Origin of the sequence: Streptococcus australis, from assembly GCF_040226615.1 — a bacterium.
Lineage (GTDB): Bacteria > Bacillota > Bacilli > Lactobacillales > Streptococcaceae > Streptococcus > Streptococcus australis_E.
The window spans coordinates 283,866-306,613 of the sequence record NZ_JBCOAT010000001.1 but is presented as its reverse complement, the minus strand read 5'-3'; the positions used below and the strand labels follow the sequence as shown (position 1 = coordinate 306,613).

The window sequence follows — 22,748 nt, the reverse complement described above, 5'->3', positions numbered from 1 at the left end:
TCGTGAATTAATGCTTTATTTTACCAAAAATGACAAGATAGGGCAAAGGTTTGCACTCTCGAAAACGCTGTCTTTATTGGATTAAGGATAAATGGGCTGGAAACGAGCTCTCGCATGAGAAAAATGGGGAATTTGCCCTCATGAATAGGAACTATTTTTTTCGGTTTTGTTCAAGTTGGCTCAATCTGTCTAAGAAGGCTTTCTACTAGAAGAAGTGTCTCCATCATTTGATTGACAGGAAGGAATGTCTGTAGGATCTTCCCTGCTGTCAGTTAAGTTGTTATCCTGTTTGAAAGCTAGCTGACTACCAGATAAGAGGAAAACTAGCTTGCTGACAGGAGGAGATGCTGTTGTTGAAAGGAGGGTTCGTTTTTACTGCATCTATTAAAGAATGATTTTGTCTAATTTTTGTCGTTTCGGTTAAAACGGTCAAAACGACACGTTTCAAAGGAGTTAGTATATGAAAAAATCAACCATTGTTTCGATTGTGTTTGCAAGTTTATTAATAAGTCCAGTTATTTTGGCGCGTCATGTCCAGGCTGAAGAAGTGACTGCGAATAGTCAAGAACCAGCCTTAACCTCTCATGTGGGACAGCCAAGTACAGCAGAAGCTTCTGCTGTTTCAAATGAAATTCCAGCAAGTGGGGAGCTGTCTCCTAAGAAGGAACTTACAAATCAACCTAACTTGGACCAAGCGACTGCTGAAACAGGTCCTACAACAATTCAGCCGACAACGGGAAATGAATCCTCTCCGACCAAGGAGACTGCTGTAGTAGAAAAAGCTCCAGTCCAGCCTACTAGTGATGTTCCTCAATCAGCAGAAGTGTCTGTTGCAGAGAAGAATCCATTGCCTGTTTCTAACGCTCCTAAAGTGACTCTAGGAGAACTTTCAGAAGTGACAGGTCAACCAGTAGCAGAGGCAGATGTGAAGAAGGAAGCTACAGTGATAGACGCTGTCAACCACCTCTTGAACTGGGCTTCGACCAAGGAGAATCAAGTCGGATCTACTGATAAAGACCGATTGGCTTTTGCTAAGAGTCTGGGGATGGTCAAGGAGGGAGTGGAGGGTTCTGCTCCGGTCACGGATCTCTCCAGCATGGTGGAAGTGGCTAAAAAGCTCCATACTGCATACAGAGCAGAGCGGAAGGAACCTCTCTTTTTGAATGGACGAGCACAGCCTATCTTCCCATTTTCACCTGGGGATGATATTGAGCATTATTCCTATGATAAGAGTGACATTGTCCGCTATATTGTCTATGTTGAAACTGATTATGATACGGATGGAGATGGCAAGCCTGACTTGGTCAAGACCTTTGTACAGGTGCCAAAAGCTGCTGTCAATGGGGACTATAAGGCTGCCAGTATCTTTGAAGCTAGCCCTTATGTAACAGGGACGACCGAAGAGCGGACTTTAGAAGGGATTGGCCTAAAAGAAGGCGGTAACTTCGAGATGGCCAAGCTCTATGAAAAACCTGTCAAACGCCAAGCCAGCAAAACCGTAACGACAGAAGAAGTAGCGAAAGCGACCGATCCAAAAGAATGGTACTATGTCAATCCTCGTGAAAGCTCGGATGACTATACACACTATGACTATGAAAATCTCAACTGGTACAATTACTACTTGGTTCGTGGCTATGCAGTGGTGACCAGTAGTGGTTTGGGATCAAAAGGATCAGACGGAATCAATACGACCGGCTCAGACCTTGAAGTGGCAGCTTACAAGAATATCGTGGAGTGGCTTAACGGCAAACGAAAAGCCTACTCTGATAAGACTAGCAACCACGAAGTCAAGGCAGACTGGTCCAACGGCAATGTCGCCATGACAGGCTTGTCTTGGGCAGGTACGACGACATTTGGTGTAGCGTCTACTGGGGTGGAAGGGCTCAAGACCATTGTACCAGCAGCAGGGATTGCCAGTTGGTATGACCATTTTAACAGCCAAGGATCTCCTCTTGATACAGGAGCTTCCAATGACCTCTCTTGGTTATCAGTCTATACCTCAGGCCGTATTCTTGATAAGGAAGATTGGGACAAGGTCAAGGATTACTATGCAGCCTATATCACCAAGCTCAATGAACTCCAGCACAAGGATGGTCATAATTACAACGAAGAATATGCCAAACGTGACTACACCTTGAACGCAGCCAATTTGAAAGCTGCACCATTGATTATCCAAGGCTTGAATGACGACAATGTCAAGCCTAAACATTTCGAACTTATGCTGGAAGCCTATAAGAAGGCAGGGATTGATCCCAAGGTCTTGCTCCACCAAGGCAATCACATCTATCCATCCACGCGTTGGTCAGGGACAGAAGTGGCAGGACAAGCCTTTAATGACCTGATGAACCTCTGGTATAGCCATTACCTCTACGGTATCGAAAATGGCATTGAAAACCTCCCGCAAGTAACAGCTCAGGACAATCTGGATCCTAGCAAGTGGCACCGTTTTGACAAATGGGATACGGATCAAGCTATCTCAGGTCGGATCTACTCTAAGCGTGAAGAGGTAACGGTGACGGGTGATTACTATGGAACGGGAAACAATTGGACCACACGTAACCAGGATGCGGCCTTCCATTCTTCCGAAGTAGCAGCTTCCTATGCAGCAACCGTTGACCAAGATACGACCATCAAAGGTCATATTCCGGTACATTTTAGCGCAGCTTTTGTCAAAGGAGATAAGAAGCATGCTCATGTCAGTGCGACCCTGATGGATGTTTCAGATGAAGAATTTGATGTCGTTAAGGAAGAAATCACCTATGATAAAGATGGCTATAGCACGCGCACATTGGAAAAAGAAACCATTGATGAGACAGGTTACTGGAATGGTAGCAACCTTGAAACCTTGCCTCTCAAACGTTACAAGACCCACAAGGTTAAGAGTGTGGTGATTGCGCGTGGTTGGATGAATTTGGCTAATCCAGCATCTCGCTATGACTCAGCAAGTTCTAGTCATTCTATTGATGTCAAAGAAAATGAATTCCATGATTACACCATGTACTTGCAGCCAAACTTGTATACAGTGAAAAAAGGTCATCGTCTGGTCTTGAGTCTACATACCTATGATCCAGATTATATCTATTTTGCGGATCCATATGAAGTGACCTTCAAGACAGACTCTATTTCAACAACCATCCCAACTGTCGAAGCTAGTCGGTCACTCTTATTCCGCTACCAGCCAAGTGAAAAGGATACTGAATATGCAAGCTTGCCAGATCGTATTCTCCCAATCGCTAAGAAGAATCCTACTGTAGTGGAAGAAGCCGGTAAGGATTCTGTTCCTGATCAAGCTAGTCATCTGGAACAACAACCACCAGTCGGACGAGACCAAATGGACTTCCGTAAAGAACAGAAAGAAGAATTGGCTCAATTAGCACACGTCAGCGAAAGTACAAGTCAAGGAGAGGAAAGTGTCGCTCGCTTGCCTGAAAAGGAGGAAATTCACTTGCCTGAGACTGGGGAATCAGCAAATATCTGGACAGTTTATGGCTTGTTAACCGTACTTGCTACTAGCTTGTGGAAAGTTGTCTACCGTCGCAAAGAAGATCAATAATGTCAGACTTATCTCCAAAGGGTGATAGAAAAAAGGATCCAGTCCATCAGAAGGAGGCTTCCATTGAGATCCATAGAACATTTCCAAGAACAAATTGCCACCATTTTTCAAGAGGCAATGTCCATACCTAGCTTTACCAATACCGAGACAGAAAGGGAGATAGAAGACTATTTAGACCAACGAATTGAGGCTATTCCATATTTTAAGACTCATCCCCAGCACTTTGGACGCTACCCTCTTCCCAATGACCATCTCCATCGTACTGTCAATTGGGCCTTGGTCGATAAAGGCAAGAAAAAGACAGTGATCCTTTTTCACCACCACGATACGGTAGATCTAGAAGATTACGGTCCCCTAGCCCCTATAGCCTTGGATTCCGAGGCTCTGGTTCAAGTCTTGAAGGGTATTGATTTTCGATCAGAAATGCAGGAGGACCTAGATTCTGGCAAATGGCAATTCGGACGAGGTTCTTGTGACATGAAGGCGGCCTTGGCGCTTCAGCTGGGTGTCTTAGAAGCCTACGCCTCCGATTCAGAAGGAGGACAGGTCAATCTCCTCTACCTTTCTGTGGGAGATGAGGAGTCCTATTCACGTGGAATGAGAGGAGCCTTGGGCCTACTTTGTCAGTTAAAAGAAGAGTTTGACTTGGATTATGTCTTAGCGGTGGATTCAGAGCCTTTTGAAGCCACTAGTGACAAGGAGAAGGTCCTGCACATCGGAACGGTCGGCAAGCTCATGCCAGTCGTCGTCACCCAGGGAGTCTTATCCCACATGAAGGAACCTCTCAAAGGAATCAACGCCCTCTCTCTCCTAATAGCAGTCGCATCGAAATTGGACCTCCATCCAGACCTATCCGACCAAGCGCTGGGAGAGCAATCTCCTCTTCCTTCTTGGTCTTATCTGCGAGATTTGAAGGATCAATATGATGTATCAACTGTCCTTCATGCTGCTGGCTATTTCAGTGTGCTGCATCTGAAAAAGACCCCTCAAGAATTGTTGCAACGCATCAAAGAGTTGAGCCAGGAAGCGGTCGATGAGTTTTATGTCAAATACCTGTCCCTCCAGGACCAAGCAGGACAAGACCATGTGATCTCTCAGCCAAGGGTGATTAGCTATCAAGAATTGCTGGATCGTTGCCAAATGAAGGAAGGATTTTCAAGCTTCCAAGACCAGTGTGCGCAAAGAGCCTACAAAGATTTCTTAGCCGGAGTCGGCTATCAGGCCATTGCCATCCAGCAGATCCAAGGTTACTTAAACTTCCTAGGTGAGAAAGCTCCATTAGTTGTCATTGGCTTTGCTCCACCTTATTACCCTTCTATGAATTGTCGGTCTTTACCGAATACCAGTCTAAAAATTGGCAGCCTTGTAGATGATTACCGCCACTATTTAGAAAGCAAGGGCTTGTCACTGAAGGTGGAAGAGTATTTCATGGGCATTTGCGACACCAGTTATTGTGCCTTGGAGAGAGATCTAGCAAGTTATCAAGTCGTATTGGATAGTTTAGCTACCCCCTCTCAAGTTTACGAGTTGGATCTTGAAAACATTTCACAGATCCAAGTGCCTGCGGTCAATTTAGGGCCTTGGGGCAAGGAACTCCATCAAAGAGGAGAGCGGGTCTTTAGGGGGGATCTCCTGGAGACCATCCCTAACTATCTATTTGGCCTTCTCTACCGTTTTGAGGAATTGCTTTAATACTTGAGTTTTCCATTGACAAAAGAGGAAAAGAGGAATAAAATATAGGCAATATGAATAAACCATTTTCTTTTATTAGAGAAGTGGAATAGGAGAAGGAGAATCTATGATTGAATTTCAAGGAGTTACAAAAGATTACGATGGGCATCTGGCATTGAACCACTTGAATCTGACCATTGAAGATGGGCAGATTGTCGGCTTGATTGGCCATAATGGAGCCGGAAAATCAACGACCATTAAGAGCCTAGTCAGTGTCATCACCCCAACGACCGGTAGCATCCTAGTAGATGGAAAGGACCTCTATAGCAATCGCCTAGAAATAAAGAAGAAAATTGGCTATGTAGCTGATTCACCAGATCTCTTTCTTCGTTTAACGGCCAATGAATTTTGGGAGTTGGTTGCCACGTCCTATGATATGAGCCAGCAGGAATGTGATCAGCGCTTGGATCATTTGCTCCACCTTTTTGACTTTACTAGTCATCGCTATGAAGTCATCGAGTCTTTCTCTCATGGAATGCGCCAGAAGGTATTTGTTATCGGGGCTCTACTATCTGATCCAGACATCTGGGTTCTAGATGAGCCCATGACTGGTTTGGATCCCCAAGCCTCTTACGACTTGAAGCAGATGATGCGGGAGCATGCGGATAAGGGAAATACCGTCATCTTCTCTACCCATGTCCTCGAAGTGGCAGAGCAACTCTGTGATAAGATTGCCATCCTGAAGAAGGGGAACCTCATCTTTTATGGAACTATCGAGGAGCTCAAGGGGCAACACCCAGAACAAAGCCTAGAGTCCATCTATCTTGGACTGGCTGGTCGAAGAGAAGAGGTGAGTCCAGATGCGTCTTAAGATGGTTCGTCGCCTAGTGGATGTCAACATCATTTATGCTACTCAGCCGGCCCAATTAGCGAAATTTCGTAAGAAGCAGGAAAAGGATCCCACTAGGAAGGTCAATGTTTCCGCTCAGTCCATTCGGACCTATATTTTTATCGGTCTCCTTTATCTTTTCCTTTTTGGGATTCTCTCGAGTGCCAATGATTTTGTCTCTAACCCTGGTCCCTTTGTCAATATGATTACGCTCTTTGCGCTCTTAGCCATATCCCAAGGTTTGATGAGTTTTTACAATGTCTTTTACGAGAGCAAGGATTTGCAATTTTATCGTCCCTATGCCTTTTCGGATGCAGAAGTGATTGCAGGAAAGAGCATCTCGGTCATTTTAGTGCTCTTGATGGCCCTGCTTCCAATGATTAGTTACTTCATCATTCTGCCCATCCAAGCAGGGGGAAATATTCTGGTGGGGCTCCTTCTTGGCCTTCTTTGTGCCATGATTCTCCTCTCCATCCTCTTCTTGGGCACCTTGTTCTTATCCCACCTGATTACCAAATCAGCTATCTTTAAGAAGCACACGAGTTTGGTGTCTAACCTCATCATTGGCTTGAGTAGTCTCATTTCCATTGGAGCTTACCTCTATATTAATATGCTCCAATCAGAGCATTCGGTGGCTGGTGATCTGGTTACTCAACCCAGTATTTTTCCTCCAATAGAGGTCTTTCATAGCTTTATCTTGAATCCTTTGGATTCAGGTGCTCTGCTTGGGATCTTGGCTTGGGTATTGGTTCTAGCAGTCCTCCTTTGGCTGGTCAAAAGTCAGGTCTTGCCTCATTTTTATGATGCTGCCCTTGAGGTTTCTTCCAGCCATGCGGTTAAGGAGCGGGTGAGTCAGATGAAGGTGGGAGATCAGAAGGCCTTCCATCGCTTTACTGTTTCCTATCATAAACGGCTTCTAAGTGATGGTACCTTGCTGACGCAGGTCATCTTCATGATGGCGATTTTCCCTTATCTTTTCACATTTGGCTTGTTTTTAGGGGCGTCGCGAGCTTCCCTTCAAATTGAGAACTACCTCACACCCCAATATTTACTTCCCTTATCCCTCATCGCTTTCATGATCGGAGTCTTCAACTCTGTGGAAAGCTTGACCAGTATTGGGATCTCTTTGGAACGGGAAAATTTCGCTTATCTTCGTGCCCTTCCGATTGACTTCAAACGCTATTGTTTGAAGAAATTTTGGATTCTCTTTTCGGTTCAGTCTGCTTTGCCGATTGTGCTTTTGGTAGGGGTGTCCTGTTACTTTGGTGTCCATCCCCTCTCTCTTCTAGCCATGCTTTTAATTTGGTTTTTGACCAGTTTGAGTTTAAGTGTGATCGCTTTTCGACGTGACTACAAGCTCTTAACCACTAATTGGTCGACTGTAACGGACCTGATGAACCGTAATAGAGGAAATGCAGCCCTGAGAGGATTATTGATCTTCGTCTTTATTATCGTTATGCTAGTCCTGATAGGCTTTACCTTCTATCTATCCGCTGTGGCTTTCACCACCCTGATTGCTAGTGTGATTTATCTTCTCATTGCTGGTATAGGTGCTCTTGCGACTTACTTTATTTATAAAGGTACCTTCTACAAATTTAACCAAGAAATTGGTGAATAAAAAAGATTCCCTCTGGTTTGACCGGAGGGAATCTGTATGGTAAAAGAGAGTGGGACAGAAATCGGTAATTCGTTAGAATTCGATTTCGTCGTCCCACCTCCGCACAGTTGAGTAGGGCTGTAAAAGCTGATGAAATCAGCGTAGTAGAGCCCACTCAACCACTGCGTCTTGCTCGACAATCCAAAGAAAATTGAGAGGCTAGGACTTTTGTCCCAGCCTCTTTTTATGTTGATTTAAATTTCATAGCCGATTAAGAGGCCACCTTCTTCAGCGTAGAAGCTGCAGAGGCCTGAGGTTGGAAGAGCTTCGATATCCGCATTGGCGAACTTTTCATGGACCAAGGCAGAGAGTTGTTCTACGAATTTTTCGTTGCGACGGTGAGCAATGGTGATATGCCCTCCTTTGTAGCCGGCTTTAAGCATTTCTTCAAAAGTAGTGGTAATAGCTTTCTTTTGGCCACGGGCTTTATGGAGAAGCTCAAGGGTGCCAGTATCGCTTGCTTGGCCGACCATACGGATGTTTAAGAGGCCGACAACTGTTCCGATAATTTTATTGAGTCGGCCATTTTTGACCAAATTATCGACTTTAGCAAGGACAAAGATTAGTTTGGTTTTTTCCTGGTATTTGGTGATGACTTCGACCACTTGATCAAAGTCAAGGTCTTGAGCGATGAGTTGGTGAAGTTTACGAACGAGTAGATCCACTTCACCACCAGCTGATAAGCTATCAATCACGTGAATGTTGGTAGTCGGATGATCTTCTTGATAAAGCTTTTTAGCGACTTGAGCACTATTGTGGCTACCAGACAAAGTACCAGTGATGGTAACAACGATAATATTGTCAGCTCCCTCAAAGGCTCTCATATAGTCATCAGGACTAGGACAAGCTGATTTGGAAGCAGTAGTCGTTGCATACATATCTTCCATCATTTTATCTGTATCCAGATTAGCGTCGTCTGTATAAATGGTCTCACCAATCTGAATGGTAAGGGGCACTGAAACAAAGCTAGTATCTGGTGCAGCACTTTCGTAAGTACGATAATCACAGCCAGAATCTGCAATAATTTTCCATGTCATTTTTATTACCTCAAAATGTAAATAATTGTTCATTGACAAGTGGTTAGTCTTTTTTTACAATTATATCATGAAGTTGCATTCTCTGAAAGCAGATACATTCAGATGATACAGATAGAAAGTAAGTGTTATGGCAGAAAGAAAGATATCCGAAAAATCCTTAGAAAATTTGAAACGATCTAACCAAGAAAGCAATGCCATCACACGGGAGTCCTTGGAGATTTCCTTGCTTCAGTTGTTGGATAAAAAGGACTTGAAAAAGATTACCATTTCAGAATTGGTGGAGAGAGCAGGAGTTTCTCGCGCAGCCTTTTACCGAAATTATGAGTCGAAAGAAGAATTGCTGGAATCCATCTTCCAATCAACTGTTTCGAAAATTACCAAGTCTTTAGAGGGGTATAATTTTAAGACCGATTTGTACCAGATTTGGGTTTATCTCTTTAAAGAGGCCAAGAAGGAAGCGCGCATTATCAGCTTAGCCGTTGATTATAATTTTGAGAAATTGCTTACCAAGGCTGTTTATGAGTTTCTGGAAAAGAGAAGTAAAAGTCAAAAATCCTCACAAGGACCGGCTAGTTATTTGAATTCCTTCCTCAGTTCAGCCATTGTCTCTGTCCTAGCCAAATGGATCAAGGATGGCATGAAGGTGCCGGCGGAGAAGATGGCTTCTTTAGGACTTCCCTTGTTTCCTCAAAAGAAAAGAAAATAAGAAAAATGATCTACTAGATCGAATATTTACTTCGATTCCAGTAGATCATTTTTGATGTTATTGAGGAAACGGTCTAGTTCCTTTTGGTTTTTGAGAGTGATGAATTTATCGGGATAGGTGGAACGGATATTTCGATACCTTTCTTTGGCATTCTTAGTTCGACCGTCCCAGAGAATCCAACGGATGAATTCCCAGTCAAAGCGTTCTGGGCAGCCTGCTGCCATACTCTCACGGACTCGGCCTTTATAGCGACGGTATCTTTTCCATCCTCTATAGAGGCAGTTCCAACGGGAGAAATTCAGGAAGATAATCTGGTCGGCTTGCTCCATTCTCTCCTCATAGCAGCACCAAGAGTAATTGCCATCAATGACCCAGTCTCTATGATTACTGAGAAACTGTTTCATTTCTTCCTCCATCCAATCCCGGTCACTGTCTATCCAACCCGGTTGAAATTGAAGGGTATCCATGTGGAGTTTGGGAATGGAGTAGTAGCGGGCTAAGGTTTCAGCCAAAGTTGACTTGCCAGAACCTGAATAGCCGATAATCGAAATTTTCATCGTATCCCCTCATATCGAAGCAACAAAAAAAGCTCCGGAGAGCTCATTTTGTATGCAATTCTTGATTAACCAAGTTTCGCTGCAAGACGTGCTTTATCACGGCTAGCTTTGTTTTTGTGGATCAAACCTTTAGTTTCTGCTTTATCGATAGCTGAGCTAGCAGCGCGGTAAAGTTCTTCAGATGGGTTTGCTTCAAAAGCTTTGATTGCAGTACGCATAGCTGATTTTTGAGCTGAGTTTTTTTCGTTGTGTTTAACGTTCAATTCAGCGCGTTTGATAGCTGATTTAATGTTTGCCAATTTTTTCACCTCCAATGATATTCTAACTCTCTTATTATATCTGAAAACTTTTCTTTTGACAAGCCCAAACTAATTTTTCTTCGAATCGCCATCTTTTGGGGGTCGTTTTGTTACAATCTCTTTATCTCTTGAGATAGATTTCATCGATTTCATGGTTGGCAGCTTTGTGCAGAATCAGTTCGGCTCGGTTTCGAGTGGGTTCGATATAGTCTTTTAGATTTAAGAGATTGATCGACTCCCATACCTGATGAGCGAAGGCTAGGACTTCAGCTTCTGGTTGCTGGGTAAAGCGGTGGTAGTAGTTGCTTGGGTCATCCTTTGCACGGTCCAACAACTTTTTAAAGCGATCAATATACCAAGACTCAATGTTGGCAACCTCAGCATCCACATAGATGGAAAAGTCAAAGAAGTCCGTCATATAGAGACGATCATTTTGAGGATTCTGAAAAACATTGATCCCTTCTACGATAATGAAGTCTGCAGCTTGGATGGTTTGCTTCTGGTCAGGGACGATATCATAAATCTCGTGAGAATAAACGGGAATCTGGTAACTCTGACCATTTTTAAGCTGATTCAAGAAATCTAAGAGAAGTTCCATATCATAACTTTCAGGGAAGCCCTTGCGATTGAGAATGTTTTGTTCAATCAGGGTCGCATTGGGATATAAGAAGCCATCTGTCGTCACTAGCTCCACTGTAGAACCGGAAAAGGTTCGAGAAAGAAGGATTTGAAGGAGGCGACTAGTCGTTGATTTGCCGACAGCCACAGACCCTGAAATTCCAATCATAAAAGGCTGTTTTTTGCTTTCCTGTTGGAGAAAGATGCCTTTAGAGAAAGCTAAGTCTTCTTTCGCTTTTTTGTAGATTTGAATTAAGTGTGTCAGGGGTAAATAAATGTCTGTTACATCTTGTAAACTAATGAGGTCATTAAAACTCTTGATTGAATTCAATTCCTCTTCAGATAGAGGAGGAGTTGATTTCCGGTGGAGATTTTGCCAAGTTTGTCGATTGATCTTTTCGAAGTGTAGAAATTCTTTATCCATTTCAAGCTTTTCCTCCATAGTGACCTTTAGTATATCAGTTTTAAGATCTTCTGTAAACGATTTAAAAATAGGTTAAATTATGCTATAATGCTAGTATGAGTAAAATGTACTATGATGAACATCCAGATGCTCAACATGATATCCATGAGTTACATGTGGTCCTTCTAGGAGAGCGGATGAAATTTTTGACGGATGCCGGTGTTTTTAGTAAGAAAATGATCGATTTTGGCAGCCAGGTCCTCTTGTCTTGTCTGTCTTTTCAGCAAGGAGAGATGGTTTTGGACGTCGGTTGCGGGTATGGTCCTCTTGGTCTCTCTTTGGTTAAAGCGCAAGGGGTTCATGCTACTATGGTAGACGTTAATACACGTGCCCTTGATCTAGCTCAGAAAAATGCGGCTTTAAATAAAGTCGAAGCTAAGATCTTCCAATCCAATGTCTATGATGAGGTTGAGGGGTGTTTTGACCATATTATCAGTAACCCTCCCATTCGGGCTGGGAAAAAGGTAGTTCATGAAGTACTTTCTGGAAGCTTTGACCATTTGAATCCTGGTGGAGACCTAACCATTGTCATTCAGAAAAAACAAGGTGCTCCCAGTGCGAAAGCAAAAATGGAAGAAGTCTTTGGAAACTGTGAAATCCTCAAAAAAGACAAAGGTTATTATATTTTAAGGAGTGAGAAAGTTACATGAGAGCTGTAGATATCATTCAGAAAAAACGTGATGGCATTGAGTTGAGTAAAGAAGAAATTCACTGGCTGATTGAGGGCTATGTAGCGGGAACAGTACCGGACTATCAAATGGCTGCCTTTGCCATGGCGGTTTATTTCAAGGGAATGACGACTCGAGAAATATCAGATTTGACCATGAAGATGGTGGAAACAGGGGAGCAATTCGACCTCTCTGCTATTAAAGGCATCAAGGTGGACAAACACTCAACAGGTGGTGTAGGGGACAAAGTAACGATTGTACTGGCCCCTCTAGTAGCCAGCTTTGGAGTTCCAGTAGCCAAGATGAGTGGTCGTGGTCTTGGACATACAGGGGGGACCATTGATAAATTGGAATCGATTAAAGGATTCCAAATTGAGCGGACCCAAGAAGAGTTCATCAAACAAGTACAAGACATTGGTCTTTCTGTTATCGGCCAATCTGATCAATTGGTCATGGCGGATAAGCTTCTCTATGCACTTCGAGATGTGACGGCAACAGTTGACACGATTCCCTTAATTGCCAGTTCCGTCATGAGTAAGAAGATTGCGGCTGGAGCAGATGCTATCCTTCTCGATGTTACCGTTGGAGAAGGGGCCTTTATGAAGACCATCGAAGAGGCGCGTGAATTGGCCCGCACTATGGTGGACCTTGGAAATGCTGTCGGGCGCAAGACCATTGCTGTCTTGACGGATATGAGCCAACCTTTGGGAACCAGCATTGGGAACCGTTTGGAAATTCTTGAAGCCTTAGATATTCTTCAAGGCAAAGGCAGAGAAGATGTCACCCACTTTATTTGTGAATTGGCTCAAATTATGTTGGAGCTTGGCGGAGTGACGGCTAGCTTGGAAGAAGTCAAGCAACATTTGACAGCCGGCAAAGCTCTGAAGAAATTTGAAGAAATGGTCCTCGCTCAAGGTGGCGATTTAGAAGATCTCTACCGTCCAGTTCAGGTAAAAAAACAGGTGCCTGTCTATGCAGAAGAGGATGGCTATATTGCAGCCTTGCCTGCCATGGAACACGGACTCTTCGCTATGCGTCTGGGGGCTGGCAGAGCAGTAAAATCAGATGATTTAGACTATGAAACAGGAATTGTTTTTGCTAAGAAAGTCGGTGATCCTGTTCAAAAAGGGGAGCTTGTTGCAACTATTTATACAAATCTAGAAATTTGTCAAAAAAACATTGCAGAATTCCAAAAAAATGTTAAAATACTAGACGAGGTTGTAAGCGTTTCAGAGATTATTGAAATCGTTTCGTAATTCGTTTGGGGGGAGATTTATTAATGAAATTAAACAAATATATTGACCACACATTATTAAAACCTGATGCACAACAAGAACAAATCGAGGCTTTGATCGAAGAAGCGAAAGAATATGATTTTGCGAGTGTTTGTGTCCAACCGACCTGGGTTAACTTCGCTGCAGAAGGACTTCGGGATTCAGATGTAAAAGTGTGTACGGTGATTGGTTTTCCTCTTGGCGCGAACACACCAGTTGTTAAAGCATTTGAAACTCAAAATGCCATCCAAAATGGAGCCGATGAGATTGACATGGTCATCAATATCGGTGCCTTGAAATCAAAAAATCTGACATTAGTAGAAGAAGATATTCAGGCCGTTGTGGATGCTAGTGGCGATCGCTTGGTAAAAGTGATTATCGAAACTTGCTTATTAACTGAAACTGAAAAAGTAGTGGCTTGTCAGATTGCCAAATTGGCAGGAGCAGATTTTGTGAAAACTTCGACTGGCTTCTCTACTGGTGGAGCAACTGTTGAGGATGTAGCTCTCATGCGCGAGGTTGTTGGACCGGATATGGGAGTGAAAGCATCTGGTGGCACTCGTAGCTATGAGGATGCTCAAGCCATGATCCAAGCGGGTGCTAACCGAATCGGTACTTCCTCTGGAGTAGCCATCATGAAGGGAGAAGTAGCCCATGGCGACTACTGAGTTGATTGACCTAGCTGTAAAAACAAGCGAGAATGCTTACGTGCCTTATTCTCGTTTTCCAATTGGTGCTGTTCTTGTGACAGATGAGGGGAAGATTTATACAGGCGTCAATATTGAAAATGCGAGCTTCGGCTTGACCAATTGTGGCGAGCGGACAGCCATCTTTAAGGCTGTTTCAGAAGGAGAGCGTTTATTTAAGGAATTAATTATTTATGGTCAGACGGAAAAACCAGTTTCACCCTGTGGTGCTTGTCGCCAGGTGATGGCTGAATTTTTCGAGCCAGACCTACCGGTTACTCTGGTAGCCAAAGATAAATCGACGGTCGTGATGACGGTCAAGGAATTGCTTCCATATTCCTTTACAGATCTTACCTAGTAACATCTGTAAAGGCGGTCTATTGACCCTTTCATTAATCCGCAACTTAGTTGCATATCTTATTTAGGAGGTTCAGAAATGAACAAGAAACAATGGTTAGGCCTAGGTCTAGTAACTGTCGCTGCAATCGGACTTGCTGCATGTGGAAATCGTGCGTCTCGCAAAGATTCTTCAGATGCAAAAACTGATTTGAAAGCTGCTATCGTTACTGACACAGGTGGTGTTGATGACAAATCATTTAACCAATCTGCATGGGAAGGTCTACAAGCTTGGGGTAAAGAAAACGGTCTTTCTAAAGATAACGGATTCACTTATTTCCAATCTACAAGTGAAGCAGATTTTGCGAATAACTTTAGCCAAGCTGCTACAAACGGCTACAAATTAGTTTACGGTGTTGGTTACAAACTTGCTCCAGCTGTTACAGCAGCTGCAGATGAAAATGCTGATATCAACTATGTTATCATTGACTCTGTTGTTGGTGATAAGAAGAACGTAGCATCTGCTGTTTTTGCAGATAATGAAGCTGCTTATCTTGCAGGGGTTGCTGCTGCCAAAACTACGAAAACAAACAAAGTTGGTTTCATCGGTGGAGCACGTGGTGAAGTTATCACTCGTTTTGAAAAAGGATTTGAAGCAGGCGTGAAGTCTGTAAACAAAGACATTTCAGTTGATGTACAATATGCTGAAGACTTCAACAACCCTGAAAAAGGTAGAACAATTGCAGCAACACAATACGCTGCAGGAGCTGACGTTATTTACCAAGCTGCTGGTGGTACAGGAGCTGGTGTCTTCAAGGAAGCAAAAGACTTGAACGAGAAGAAAAACGAAGACGAAAAAGTTTGGGTTATTGGTGTAGACCGTGACCAAGTTGATGAAGGTAAATACACTTCAAAAGATGGTAAAGAATCTAACTTCGTATTGGCTTCTACTTTGAAACAAGTTGGTAAAACTGTTCAAGAAATCGCAACTCAAACTGCTGACGGTAAATTCCCAGGTGGAAAAGTAATTACATTTGGTTTGAAAGATGCTGGTGTTGATTTGACAACTTCTAATCTTTCAGAAGATGCTAAAAAAGCAGTAGAAGATGCTAAAAAACAAATTATTGATGGTAGTGTAAAAGCACCTGAGAAATAAAACCTTCCAGAAGCGATCCATCCTTCTTGGGTCGCTTTTTTATGAGGTGTTGAGACATTTTGTCTCAATAGAACTTACTAACTCGTTTAGCAGGTCCTACTGAAATAAAATATAGTTTTCTAGAAAGGAATATTCGAATGGCACACGAAAACGTCATTGAGATGCGTGAAATTACCAAAATCTTTGGTGAATTTGTCGCAAACGACAAAATCAACCTCGAATTGCGTAAAGGTGAAATTCATGCACTTCTTGGTGAAAATGGAGCTGGGAAATCAACCCTGATGAATATGTTGGCTGGTCTTTTGGAGCCAACGAGCGGAGAAATTGTGGTCAATGGGAAATCTGAAAAACTAGATTCCCCTTCAAAGGCTGCTTCTCTAGGGATCGGGATGGTTCACCAGCACTTCATGTTGGTAGAGGCTTTCACTGTTGCAGAAAATATCATTCTTGGTAGCGAAGTAACGAACAAGGGTGTATTAGATTTGAAAAAAGCTAATGCAGATATTCTAGAGTTATCTGAACGCTACGGCTTGGCTGTGGATCCTACAGCAAAAGTTGAAGATATTTCTGTTGGGGCTCAACAACGTGTAGAAATCTTGAAGACACTCTATCGCGGAGCTGATATTCTGATTTTCGACGAGCCTACAGCAGTGCTAACTCCTGCTGAAATTTTGGAGTTAATGGATATTATGAAAACCCTCGTTAAAGAAGGCAAATCCATTATCCTCATCACTCACAAACTGGACGAAATTCGTGCCGTCGCAGACCGTGTCACAGTTATTCGTCGTGGGAAATCCATTCAAACAGTTGGCATCGAAGGTGCTACCAATAAAGACTTGGCGGAAATGATGGTTGGGCGCTCAGTGTCTTTCGTAACAGAAAAGGAAGAAGCGCAACCTAAAGAAGTGGTTCTGCAAATTTCTGACTTGGTCGTGAATGAAAACCGTGGTGTTCCTGCGGTCAAAGAACTATCTCTTGATGTTCGTGCAGGCGAAATTGTCGGAATTGCAGGGATTGACGGAAATGGTCAGAGTGAATTGATCCAGGCTATTACCGGACTTCGCAAAGTCAAATCAGGCAGTATCAAAATTAAGGGACAAGAAGTTGTTGGCCTTTCCCCACGTAAGATTACTGAAATGAATGTCAGCCACGTGCCTGAAGATCGTCATCGCGATGGTCTTGTGCTTGAAATGATGCTTTCTGAAAACATCGCACTTCAAACTTACTACAAAGAACCTCTTAGCAAGAATGGTGTGTTGAATTACAATCAAATTAATTCCTATGCTCGCAAGTTGATGGAAGAATTTGATGTTCGTGCAGCCAATGAGATTGTTCCAGCAAGTGCTCTATCAGGAGGAAATCAACAAAAAGCCATCATTGCTCGTGAAGTTGATCGGAATCCAGATTTGTTAATCGTTAGCCAACCGACACGTGGATTGGACGTTGGTGCGATCGAGTACATCCATAAACGTTTGATTGGTGAACGTGATAAAGGAAAAGCCGTCCTCGTTGTCAGCTTCGAATTAGATGAAATTCTAAATCTATCAGACCGGATTGCTGTTATTCATGATGGAAAAATCCAAGGTATTGTGAAGCCGTCTGAGACCAACAAACAAGAGCTTGGTATTCTAATGGCTGGTGGAGAAATCAAGGAGGCTTCAAATGAATAAAAATACAAGACAAATTGCTATTCCTTTTATTTCTGTAATCCTAGGAATCATCCTCGGAGCCATTATTATGTGGATCTTTGGTTATGATGCTCTTTGGGGTTATGAAGAACTCTTCAAGACAGCTTTTGGTTCCATAAAAAATGTGGGTGAAATTTTCCGTACTATGGGGCCACTGATATTGATTGCTCTCGGATTTGCGATAGCCAGTCGAGCTGGATTTTTTAATGTCGGCTTACCTGGACAAGCTTTGGCAGGTTGGATTGCGGCTGTATGGTTCGCTCTATCCTTCCCAGATATTCCTCGCGTTCTAATGATTCCTTTGACCGTCCTTGTGGCTGCAATTGCCGGTGGTCTCATTGGATTGATTCCAGGACTCCTACGAGCATTTTTGGGAACGAGTGAAGTGATCGTTACCATTATGATGAACTACATCGTACTGTTTGCTGGAAATGAAATCATCCGGAACTTCCCTAAAAAGTTCATGGTCGATTCTGAATCTAGTATCACAGTAGGAGCAAATGCAAGTTACCGCCTAGGGTTCTTGACAGAATTGACTAAGTCACGGATGAATATCGGGATCTTCATTGCTTTGATTGCCGTTGCAGTGATTTGGTTCATTATCAAGAAAACAACACTTGGATTTGAAATTCGTTCTGTTGGTCTTAACCCCAATGCTTCAGACTATGCAGGGATGTCAGCTAAACGGACCATCATCCTTTCCATGGTGATTTCAGGTGCCCTCTGTGGGATCGGTGGAGCAGTAGAAGGAATTGGTACCTTCCAGAACGTTTATGTTCAAGCTGGTTCCTTGGCTGTTGGATTTAATGGGATGGCAGTTGCTCTCCTTGCTAGCAATTCTCCTATTGGAATTGTCTTTGCGGCCTTCTTGCTTGGAACCTTGCAAACAGGTGCGCCAGGTATGACCACAGCGACTATTCCACCAGAACTTGTCAATATTGTGACAGCTTCGATTATCTTCTTTGTAAGTGCTCATTACATTATTGAAAAATACATCAAGCCTAAGAAACAAATGAAAGGAGCAGAGTAAGAATGAATACTGTTGCTATACTAACGATTCTTGTATCGAATATGCTGGTCTATGCTGCTCCCCTCATTTTCACTAGTATCGGAGGAGCCTACTCCGAACATGCTGGTGTCGTTAATGTCGGTTTGGAAGGTATCATGGTTATGGGAGCTTTCACAGGGGTTGTGTTTAACTTGACTTTTGCTAGCTCTCTTGGTGGCATGACAATCTGGTTGTCTCTCCTTGCAGGTGGTTTGGTTGGTCTTATTTTCTCTGCCATCCATGCGGTAGCGACTATTAACTTCCGTGCTGACCATGTGGTGAGTGGTACGGTGTTGAACTTGTTGGCTCCTGCCTTAGCCGTCTTCTTGGTAAAAGCTATCTACGGAAAAGGCCAAACCAACAACATCGATTTGTCATTTGGTAAATTTGATTTTCCTTTCTTGTCTGATATCCCTGTCATTGGTGATATCTTCTTCAAGAATACAAGTTTAATGGGATATGTCGCGATTGGATTTTCATTTGTAGCATGGTTTATCATGTTTAAAACGAAATTTGGTCTTCGCCTTCGCTCAGTCGGTGAACATCCACAAGCTGCGGATACCCTAGGGATTAATGTTTACCTCATGCGTTACTACGGTGTGCTCATCTCTGGATTTTTAGGAGGAGTTGGGGGTGCCTTGTATGCGCAATCTGCTTCTGTCAATTTCTCTGCCACTACCATTGTGGGACCTGGATTTATCGCCCTAGCGGCTATGATCTTTGGTAAATGGAGCCCAATCGGTGCCATGCTATCAAGTCTATTCTTTGGTCTTTCACAAGCCTTGGCGGTCGTATCTACGCAGATTCCTTTCCTTGCCCATATTCCTGGAGTATACCTCCGTATTGCTCCGTATGTGTTGACTATCATCGTACTAGCAGCCTTCTTTGGTAAGTCGGTTGCACCAAAAGCAGATGGTGTGAACTACATCAAATCCAAATAAAAGCCTCCATTATGGAGAAAGAAAGCACGAGTCATTCGGACTCGTGCTTTTTGTATGTTTATGGATTAGGTTGCATTTCGGCAAGTAGGTTTTCTGCTGTTGTAGTTGGTAAGATCCGCAGGCGTTTTAGTGAGTAGAGGCCATCGTCTAGACTAGCTAGTCCATTGTTGGTCGTTAAGCCCATTTTGTAACCATTGTTTTCTGCTAGTTCCATGGTGACATCAGAGTAGCGGCCGGCAGGGTAAACAATGGTAGTAGTAGTTTGATGGAGTTTCTTGTCTAGTACTTGTTTGGAAGTTGCCAATTCAGATTCCTGACGAGAGCTATCTGATTTGGCCAAGTCTGGGTGAGATACCGTATGACTCTCAAACGTCATACCTTGCGCTTTCATTTCTTTGATCTGATCGAAGGTTAAAACACTAGGTCTTTCTTCGTCAGAAAAGGAAGTAATGATATTGTTGGTTGCGGTCATTTGGTATTTTTTTAGGAGAGGATAGACTATGGTATAAAAGTCAGCGATTCCATCATCAAAGGTCAACCAAACGACTTTGCCACCTTCCGGCAGTTCGTTTTTTGTGAGTGCCCGATAAGCTTCTTCAGGAGTTAAAGTGTAGTAACCGGCCTCTTTTAAGGCTTTGAGATGACTCTCGAAAGTTTCTGGTGCTACAATAAGGTTGGCATTGGCTTCTTCAGAAGGAGCCATCGTGTGAACGGCGTGGTACATGAGGATCGGTATTTTTACAGGTTGATCTTGTTTTACCCATTTAGTGGTAGCTCCTGGCTGTTTCATCGTCTGACTTGTATTTGTTTCCTGCTTGTCAGCAACAGGAGTGCTAGCCCCCCGTTTTAATAAGAGAAAACCTAAAAAGAATATGCAGGTTAGCAGAAAAGCATTTAAAATAAGTAGTAAGCGTATTTTCTTTGGGACACGTCTTTTTCGGTGATTCATAGAGACCCCTTTCTAATTCATTATCATTATATCATAGGGGCAGGAAATCTTTTCAAGACAAAGTTACAAATGGACTAAAATTTTGGGAAATCTCCTTGATTTTTGAAGGAATGGCTTGCTAGTACGTTTAGTGAGAAGATTTAAATCTGAGAAAGTGGAGTTCTTGTAGAGGAAGAAGGCCATAGAACTAGTCAGAAGGGGCTAGTTTTTGATATAATAGACTATATTAGATTTTTAAGGAGACCAACATGTCTGTAAAAATTGCCTTACTAGGATTTGGTACTGTTGCCAGTGGCGTACCATTTTTATTAAAAGAAAACCATGAAAAGATCAGCCAAGCTGCTCAGTCTGAAATTGAAGTAGCTAAAGTTCTTGTCAAGGATGAAGAAGAGAAAGCCCGCTTATTAGCTGCTGGTCATGACTATAACTTTGTGACCAATGTTGATGAGATCATTGAAGACAAAGACATTGCCATCGTGGTTGAATTGATGGGTCGAATTGAGCCAGCTAAGACCTTTATTACACGAGCTCTTCAAGCTGGAAAACATGTCGTAACAGCTAATAAAGATTTGCTTGCGGTTCATGGAGCTGAGTTGATTGCGATCGCCAAAGAGCATGGCGTTGCCCTCTATTATGAAGCAGCAGTAGCTGGAGGTATTCCAATCCTTCGTACCTTGGTAAACTCTCTCGCTGCAGATAAAGTGACTCGCGTACTCGGTGTGGTCAATGGAACCTCCAACTTTATGATGACCAAGATGGTCGAAGAGGGCTGGTCTTATGAAGATGCTTTAGCTAAGGCCCAAGAGTTGGGCTATGCGGAAAGTGACCCAACCAATGACGTAGATGGGATTGATGCGGCCTACAAAATGGTGATTTTGAGCCAGTTTGCTTTTGGGATGAACGTTCAGTTTGACCAAGTAGGTCATAAGGGGATCCGCAACATTACTCCTGAGGATGTTGCTGTGGCTCAAAGTTTAGGCTATGTAATCAAATTGGTGGGATCTATCGAAGAAACTCCTTCTGGTCTCTCAGCAGAAGTAACTCCAACCTTCTTACCAAAAGCACACCCACTAGCTGGCGTGAATGGTGTCATGAATGCAGTCTATGTGGAATCGATCGGGATTGGTGAGTCTATGTACTATGGTCCTGGTGCAGGTCAAAAACCAACAGCCACTAGTGTAGTCGCTGACATTATTCGCATTGTTCGTCGCCTCAATGAGGGAACAATTGGAAAAGCCTTTAACGAATACAGCCGTCCTGTGCAATTGGCTAAACCAGAAGATGTGAAGAGTGATTATTACTTCTCTATTCAAACTCCAGATATGAAGGGACAATTGCTCAAGTTGGCACAAATTTTCAACCAAGAAGATGTTTCCTTTAAGCAGGTTCTTCAAGCAGGTGCTAAAGATTCTGTGGCTCGTGTTGTGATTATCACTCACCAATTGAATCAAACACAATTGCACCACATCATTGAGAAAATTGATGCTGAAGCTGACTTTACCTTGTTGAATACCTTTAAAGTATTGGGAGAATAAGATGAGAATTACAGTACCAGCGACCAGTGCCAATGTCGGTCCAGGATTTGATTCTGTTGGAATCGCTGTTTCTAAGTATTTGACCATTGATGTGCTAGAAGCGCAAGAAAACTGGTGGATTGAACATGACTTGGGAGAGGAAATCCCAAGCGATGAAGAGAATCTCTTGCTTCAAACCGCTCTCCAAGTTGCATCTGATTTGCCTCCTCATCGTCTTAAGATGACCAGTGAAGTGCCTTTGGCGCGTGGTTTGGGGTCATCCAGCTCTGTTATCGTAGCAGGGATTGAGTTGGCCAATCAACTGGGCAAATTATCCCTAAGTGATGAAGATAAACTAGAAATTGCGACAAAAATCGAAGGTCATCCGGATAACGTAGCGCCAGCCATTTTTGGAAATCTAGTCGTAGCGAGCTATGTGGATCAGCAGACCAATCATTTGGTCCTTCCCTTCCCTGAATGTGCTTTGGTAGCCTTTGTTCCCAATTACGAACTCAAGACCAGCGATAGTCGAAATGTTCTTCCAAGTGAGTGGACTTACAAGGAGGCTGTTGCAGCTAGTGCAATCGCAAACGTGGCTATTGCCGCCCTTGCTAAGGGAGACTTGAGAGTCGCAGGGAAAGCTATCGAAGCGGATCGCTTCCATGAACGCTACCGCCAACAGTTGGTTGCAGAGTTCCCTCAGGTGAAAGAAGTTGCACATCAACACGATGCTTATGCCACTTACCTTTCTGGTGCAGGGCCAACGATTATGACCTTGCTCCCAGTTGAACATGCAGAAGCCTTTGCCAAAGACCTAGAATCGAAGGGCTTAAATGGTCAGGTCTTCTCTTTAAATATTGACACAACTGGTGTGAAGGTAGAGAACAGCGAATCTTGATTTAATAAAAAAATGATTAGATAGGCTAAATTAGTCTATCTAATTTTATTTATCTATGATAAAATAGTTCTATAAATCATTTGTCTATCAAATTATTTTAGGATAATAAACAATTATTCGAAAGATAGATAGAATTGTAA

20 protein-coding genes are annotated in these 22,748 nt (G+C 43.1%); 15 read left to right on the top strand and 5 right to left on the bottom strand.

All coding sequences use genetic code 11. The features are described 5' to 3' along the window. Window positions 1–460 precede the first annotated feature (460 nt). From ABT997_RS01520 to ABT997_RS01505, 4 genes are all read left to right on the top strand, one after another. A complete protein-coding gene (locus tag ABT997_RS01520; protein WP_350018566.1) occupies window positions 461–3,553 on the top strand; it encodes a CocE/NonD family hydrolase in 3,093 nt (1,030 codons plus the stop codon). Between the two features lie 117 nt (window positions 3,554–3,670). After that, window positions 3,671–5,245, top strand: a complete 1,575-nt coding sequence (locus tag ABT997_RS01515) for a M20/M25/M40 family metallo-hydrolase (protein ID WP_350018643.1) — start codon at window positions 3,671–3,673, stop codon at window positions 5,243–5,245. A gap of 106 nt (window positions 5,246–5,351) precedes the next feature. Next, the gene (locus ABT997_RS01510) at window positions 5,352–6,095 is read left to right on the top strand and encodes an ABC transporter ATP-binding protein (RefSeq protein WP_195563168.1); all 744 of its coding nucleotides are present in this window, start codon (window positions 5,352–5,354) and stop codon (window positions 6,093–6,095) included. Continuing rightward, the gene (locus tag ABT997_RS01505) at window positions 6,085–7,731 is read left to right on the top strand and encodes a hypothetical protein (RefSeq protein WP_350018565.1); all 1,647 of its coding nucleotides are present in this window, start codon (window positions 6,085–6,087) and stop codon (window positions 7,729–7,731) included. Before ABT997_RS01510 ends, ABT997_RS01505 begins: the two co-directional genes overlap by 11 nt. 233 nt (window positions 7,732–7,964) lie before the next feature. Here the strand turns inward: ABT997_RS01505 and ABT997_RS01500 are convergent, their stop codons facing one another. Further along, window positions 7,965–8,807 (bottom strand): DegV family protein, encoded by an 843-nt coding sequence (locus ABT997_RS01500; protein ID WP_350018564.1) that lies wholly within the window; start codon window positions 8,805–8,807, stop codon window positions 7,965–7,967. 127 nt (window positions 8,808–8,934) lie between these two features. Here ABT997_RS01500 and ABT997_RS01495 point away from each other — a divergent pair, with 127 nt between their 5' ends. Next, on the top strand, window positions 8,935–9,513 hold the full coding sequence (locus ABT997_RS01495) for a TetR/AcrR family transcriptional regulator (RefSeq protein ID WP_006596003.1): 579 nt from the start codon (window positions 8,935–8,937) through the stop codon (window positions 9,511–9,513). 26 nt (window positions 9,514–9,539) lie between these two features. Here the strand turns inward: ABT997_RS01495 and ABT997_RS01490 are convergent, their stop codons facing one another. The 3 genes from ABT997_RS01490 to coaA form a co-directional block, all read right to left on the bottom strand. Beyond that, a complete protein-coding gene (locus ABT997_RS01490; protein ID WP_129821940.1) occupies window positions 9,540–10,070 on the bottom strand; it encodes a DNA topology modulation protein in 531 nt (176 codons plus the stop codon). A 65-nt stretch (window positions 10,071–10,135) separates the two neighbouring features. Beyond that, on the bottom strand, window positions 10,136–10,384 hold the full coding sequence (gene rpsT, locus ABT997_RS01485; RefSeq protein ID WP_023027010.1) for a 30S ribosomal protein S20: 249 nt from the start codon (window positions 10,382–10,384) through the stop codon (window positions 10,136–10,138). A 106-nt stretch (window positions 10,385–10,490) separates the two neighbouring features. After that, window positions 10,491–11,411: a type I pantothenate kinase gene (gene coaA / locus ABT997_RS01480; protein ID WP_126404462.1), complete on the bottom strand. Its 921-nt coding sequence runs from the start codon at window positions 11,409–11,411 to the stop codon at window positions 10,491–10,493. 95 nt (window positions 11,412–11,506) lie between these two features. On the opposite strand from coaA, the gene ABT997_RS01475 reads away from it, so the two are divergent. From ABT997_RS01475 to ABT997_RS01440, 8 genes are all read left to right on the top strand, one after another. Further along, window positions 11,507–12,100, top strand: coding sequence for a class I SAM-dependent methyltransferase (locus ABT997_RS01475; protein ID WP_129821941.1), 594 nt, complete (start codon window positions 11,507–11,509; stop codon window positions 12,098–12,100). Continuing rightward, a complete protein-coding gene (locus tag ABT997_RS01470; protein ID WP_350018563.1) occupies window positions 12,097–13,374 on the top strand; it encodes a pyrimidine-nucleoside phosphorylase in 1,278 nt (425 codons plus the stop codon). The genes ABT997_RS01475 and ABT997_RS01470 overlap by 4 nt, the downstream gene beginning before the upstream one ends. Before the next feature lie 23 nt (window positions 13,375–13,397). Continuing rightward, a complete protein-coding gene (gene deoC, locus ABT997_RS01465; RefSeq protein WP_129821943.1) occupies window positions 13,398–14,060 on the top strand; it encodes a deoxyribose-phosphate aldolase in 663 nt (220 codons plus the stop codon). Beyond that, window positions 14,047–14,436, top strand: coding sequence for a cytidine deaminase (locus ABT997_RS01460; RefSeq protein ID WP_350018562.1), 390 nt, complete (start codon window positions 14,047–14,049; stop codon window positions 14,434–14,436). The genes deoC and ABT997_RS01460 overlap by 14 nt, the downstream gene beginning before the upstream one ends. Window positions 14,437–14,514: 78 nt before the next feature. After that, window positions 14,515–15,570 carry a BMP family lipoprotein gene (locus ABT997_RS01455; protein WP_129821945.1) on the top strand — a complete coding sequence of 352 codons (1,056 nt, stop codon included), beginning with the start codon at window positions 14,515–14,517 and terminating at the stop codon, window positions 15,568–15,570. 137 nt (window positions 15,571–15,707) lie between these two features. Next, the gene (locus ABT997_RS01450) at window positions 15,708–17,240 is read left to right on the top strand and encodes an ABC transporter ATP-binding protein (protein ID WP_129821946.1); all 1,533 of its coding nucleotides are present in this window, start codon (window positions 15,708–15,710) and stop codon (window positions 17,238–17,240) included. Next, complete coding sequence (locus ABT997_RS01445; protein ID WP_154857806.1) at window positions 17,233–18,288, top strand: ABC transporter permease; 1,056 nt, start codon at window positions 17,233–17,235, stop codon at window positions 18,286–18,288. The genes ABT997_RS01450 and ABT997_RS01445 overlap by 8 nt, the downstream gene beginning before the upstream one ends. Before the next feature lie 2 nt (window positions 18,289–18,290). Then, on the top strand, window positions 18,291–19,247 hold the full coding sequence (locus tag ABT997_RS01440; RefSeq protein WP_006596014.1) for an ABC transporter permease: 957 nt from the start codon (window positions 18,291–18,293) through the stop codon (window positions 19,245–19,247). 58 nt (window positions 19,248–19,305) lie between these two features. Here ABT997_RS01440 and ABT997_RS01435 read toward each other — a convergent pair whose 3' ends face one another. After that, a complete protein-coding gene (locus tag ABT997_RS01435; protein WP_238662878.1) occupies window positions 19,306–20,196 on the bottom strand; it encodes a polysaccharide deacetylase family protein in 891 nt (296 codons plus the stop codon). Window positions 20,197–20,444: 248 nt separating this feature from the next. Between ABT997_RS01435 and ABT997_RS01430 the strand changes: the two genes are divergently transcribed. After that, complete coding sequence (locus ABT997_RS01430; RefSeq protein WP_129269496.1) at window positions 20,445–21,731, top strand: homoserine dehydrogenase; 1,287 nt, start codon at window positions 20,445–20,447, stop codon at window positions 21,729–21,731. A gap of 1 nt (window position 21,732) precedes the next feature. Further along, on the top strand, window positions 21,733–22,608 hold the full coding sequence (gene thrB, locus ABT997_RS01425) for a homoserine kinase (protein WP_270285339.1): 876 nt from the start codon (window positions 21,733–21,735) through the stop codon (window positions 22,606–22,608). The last annotated feature ends 140 nt before the right edge of the window (window positions 22,609–22,748 follow it).

Bases quoted from the DNA above. Each gene is read 5' to 3' on its own strand.
- ABT997_RS01520 (WP_350018566.1), top strand. From the start codon at position 461: ATGAAAAAATCAACCATTGTTTCGATTGTGTTTGCAAGTTTATTAATA.
- ABT997_RS01515 (WP_350018643.1), top strand. From the start codon at position 3,671: ATGTCCATACCTAGCTTTACCAATACCGAGACAGAAAGGGAGATAGAA.
- ABT997_RS01510 (WP_195563168.1), top strand. From the start codon at position 5,352: ATGATTGAATTTCAAGGAGTTACAAAAGATTACGATGGGCATCTGGCA.
- ABT997_RS01505 (WP_350018565.1), top strand. From the start codon at position 6,085: ATGCGTCTTAAGATGGTTCGTCGCCTAGTGGATGTCAACATCATTTAT.
- ABT997_RS01500 (WP_350018564.1), bottom strand. From the start codon at position 8,807: ATGACATGGAAAATTATTGCAGATTCTGGCTGTGATTATCGTACTTAC.
- ABT997_RS01495 (WP_006596003.1), top strand. From the start codon at position 8,935: ATGGCAGAAAGAAAGATATCCGAAAAATCCTTAGAAAATTTGAAACGA.
- ABT997_RS01490 (WP_129821940.1), bottom strand. From the start codon at position 10,070: ATGAAAATTTCGATTATCGGCTATTCAGGTTCTGGCAAGTCAACTTTG.
- coaA (WP_126404462.1), bottom strand. From the start codon at position 11,411: ATGGATAAAGAATTTCTACACTTCGAAAAGATCAATCGACAAACTTGG.
- ABT997_RS01475 (WP_129821941.1), top strand. From the start codon at position 11,507: ATGAGTAAAATGTACTATGATGAACATCCAGATGCTCAACATGATATC.
- ABT997_RS01470 (WP_350018563.1), top strand. From the start codon at position 12,097: ATGAGAGCTGTAGATATCATTCAGAAAAAACGTGATGGCATTGAGTTG.
- deoC (WP_129821943.1), top strand. From the start codon at position 13,398: ATGAAATTAAACAAATATATTGACCACACATTATTAAAACCTGATGCA.
- ABT997_RS01460 (WP_350018562.1), top strand. From the start codon at position 14,047: ATGGCGACTACTGAGTTGATTGACCTAGCTGTAAAAACAAGCGAGAAT.
- ABT997_RS01455 (WP_129821945.1), top strand. From the start codon at position 14,515: ATGAACAAGAAACAATGGTTAGGCCTAGGTCTAGTAACTGTCGCTGCA.
- ABT997_RS01450 (WP_129821946.1), top strand. From the start codon at position 15,708: ATGGCACACGAAAACGTCATTGAGATGCGTGAAATTACCAAAATCTTT.
- ABT997_RS01445 (WP_154857806.1), top strand. From the start codon at position 17,233: ATGAATAAAAATACAAGACAAATTGCTATTCCTTTTATTTCTGTAATC.
- ABT997_RS01440 (WP_006596014.1), top strand. From the start codon at position 18,291: ATGAATACTGTTGCTATACTAACGATTCTTGTATCGAATATGCTGGTC.
- ABT997_RS01435 (WP_238662878.1), bottom strand. From the start codon at position 20,196: ATGAATCACCGAAAAAGACGTGTCCCAAAGAAAATACGCTTACTACTT.
- ABT997_RS01430 (WP_129269496.1), top strand. From the start codon at position 20,445: ATGTCTGTAAAAATTGCCTTACTAGGATTTGGTACTGTTGCCAGTGGC.
- thrB (WP_270285339.1), top strand. From the start codon at position 21,733: ATGAGAATTACAGTACCAGCGACCAGTGCCAATGTCGGTCCAGGATTT.